Source organism: Streptomyces anandii JCM 4720 (assembly GCF_014650655.1).
GTDB lineage: Bacteria > Actinomycetota > Actinomycetes > Streptomycetales > Streptomycetaceae > Streptomyces > Streptomyces anandii.
Window position 1 is genome coordinate 33,965 of record NZ_BMVJ01000035.1, and the last position, 2,144, is coordinate 36,108.

The following is a 2,144-nucleotide window of genomic DNA, read 5'->3' on the forward strand; positions in this document are numbered from 1 at the left end:
CTGCTGATCGTCATCCTCACCGCCCGTACCGACGACATCGACGTCATCGCCGGCCTGGACGCAGGCGCCGACGACTACCTCGTCAAGCCCTTCAGCCTCACCGTCCTGCTGGCCCGCCTCCGCGCCCACCTGCGCCGACAGACCAGCACGTCGCAGCCGCAGCCCCCACTACGGCTCGGCGACCTGGTCATCGACATCACGTCCCGCCGCTGCACCCTTCACGACACGGAGATCGCCTTGCGGCCGAAGGAGTTCGACCTCCTCGCCCTGCTCGCCCAGAACCCCGGCACCGCCGTCTCGCGAGAAACGCTGATGGCACAGGTGTGGGACGAGAACTGGTTCGGCCCCACCAAGACCCTCGACGTCACCATGGCCGGCCTGCGCCGACGTCTTACCCAGGCTGCCGAGGAGTCCGCCCGCCCTTGCCGGTTGCCTCACATCACCACGCTCAGGGGACATGGGTACCGCCTTGAGTGCTGCGGCTAGAGCGATGGGGCCGGGACGAACCGTCGACTGGCCCTGGTCAGCGCCAGTCCCATGGGATTCTGCGGCACACTGAGCCCGCCCGGCCGGGTGGGCCGGGCGGGCGCTGTGCGGTCTGTCAGCCCATGTCCGTCAGGAGGGCGTTCAGTTCCTTCTCCTGCTGCGCGGGCGACATCGGTGGGTTCGAGTGATCGATGCCGAAGGTCCCCAGCACCTTGTCCATCTGGGCGTCGATGGAGGTCCAGCCGGTCTGGTCCAGCGGCTGCAGCGACGCCTGGTCGGCGTCCCACAGGTCACGCAGCGACTGGGCTGCCGCATGGGCTCCGGCCGCGTTCCCCGAGCGTGCGTCCTTGAGCGAGGTCGATGCGAGCTTCTTCAGTGCCGCGACCTTGGTGGGCGGGAACTTCTTCACCGCCTGGCCGGGAGCCATCTGGACGGCGGAGGTGTTGTCTTCCTCCGGCGCCGGGCCGACGTGCGGCTGGCTGTGGGCCCAGACGAGCAGGCCCGCGGTGGCGACGGCGAGGAGTCCGAAGCCGGCCAGCGCGACGCGCTCCTTGCGCGGGTCGCCGGTGGTGTGTGCGGCGTGGGTCGCCTCGTGGGTCTCGGTCACGTCCGAGCGCGTCACCGTCAGGTAGACCACCGTGGCCAGGATCAGGCCGAGGAAGATCAGGCTGGTGGTGAACGTGCCCAGGTCGAGACCGGTGGGGTCGCCGGGGTTCTGGGCGACCTTGGGGGAGGCGAGCCAGTCGCCGATGTTCGCGCCCAGCGGGCGGGTCAGGATGTAGGCGAGCCAGAATGACAGTACCGGGTTCGCGCCGAACCTCCACAGCGCCGTGATCGCCGCGATGAGACCGAGCGGCAACAGAACCGAGACACCCGGGCTCCAGCCGGTGAGCTCCAGCGTCCAGTCGCCGGTCGCGGTGCCGAGCGCGAAGGTGACGAGAACGGCGAGCCAGTAGAACGACTCACGCGGCAGCGTCGTGACCGAGTGGATCGACAGCGTGCGCTCCCGCAGCCACCAGACACCGAAGACCACCGCGAGCAGCACCGAGAAGACCGCGGAACTGATCCACAACGGCACGTTGAGCTGGTCGGTCAGGATGTCGGTGTACAGGGTGCCCGTGACGCTGACAACGACCACGGTCAGCCAGTAGGGGAACGGAACGTACCGTTTCAGCCGCAGCTGGACGGCCAGGACCGCCACGAACACCGCGGTGAAGATCCAGGCCGTGCTCACCAGGCCGACGCCCAGCTTCATGTTGATCCAGTCGGCGAAGCTCTCACCGACGGTCGTGCACAGGACCTTGATCACCCAGAACCAGACGGTGACCTCGGGAACCTTGTTGAGCATGAGACGCCCGCTGCGCGTGCGTGCTTCCGTTGTCGTTGTCATGCCGGGAGGTTTAAGCAGGGAACCTGCAAACAACCTGACTACGCGGTGGCACGCGCGGCCGGGAGCGTCACCTCGACGTGACCGCGGCCGTCCGCGACCGCGCGGACCTCCACACCGGCCGAGGCGGCCAGGCGCCGAACCACCGGCAGCCCCAGCCCGTACCCGTCGCCGCCGGTCACCCCCGCTTCGAAGACCCGGTCGACGTCCGCGGGATCGAATCCGGGGCCGTCGTCCAGGACATCGACCACGATGGCCTCGCCCTGGTCGC

The 2,144-nt window shown here is 68.8% G+C and carries 3 protein-coding genes; 1 reads left to right on the forward strand and 2 read right to left on the reverse strand.

The annotated features are described in order from the left end of the window. The coding region (locus tag IE249_RS39410) for a winged helix-turn-helix domain-containing protein (protein ID WP_229859883.1) at nucleotides 1-486 on the forward strand (486 nt) is incomplete at its 5' end. Nucleotides 487-601: 115 nt separating this feature from the next. On the opposite strand, the gene IE249_RS33785 is transcribed toward IE249_RS39410, so the two are convergent. Both IE249_RS33785 and IE249_RS39415 read right to left on the reverse strand, forming a co-directional pair. Further along, on the reverse strand, nucleotides 602-1,876 hold the full coding sequence (locus IE249_RS33785) for a COG4705 family protein (protein ID WP_189711057.1): 1,275 nt from the start codon (nucleotides 1,874-1,876) through the stop codon (nucleotides 602-604). Between the two features lie 38 nt (nucleotides 1,877-1,914). After that, nucleotides 1,915-2,144, reverse strand: a 230-nt coding sequence (locus IE249_RS39415) for an ATP-binding protein (protein ID WP_229859885.1), incomplete at its 5' end; no start/stop codon positions are given.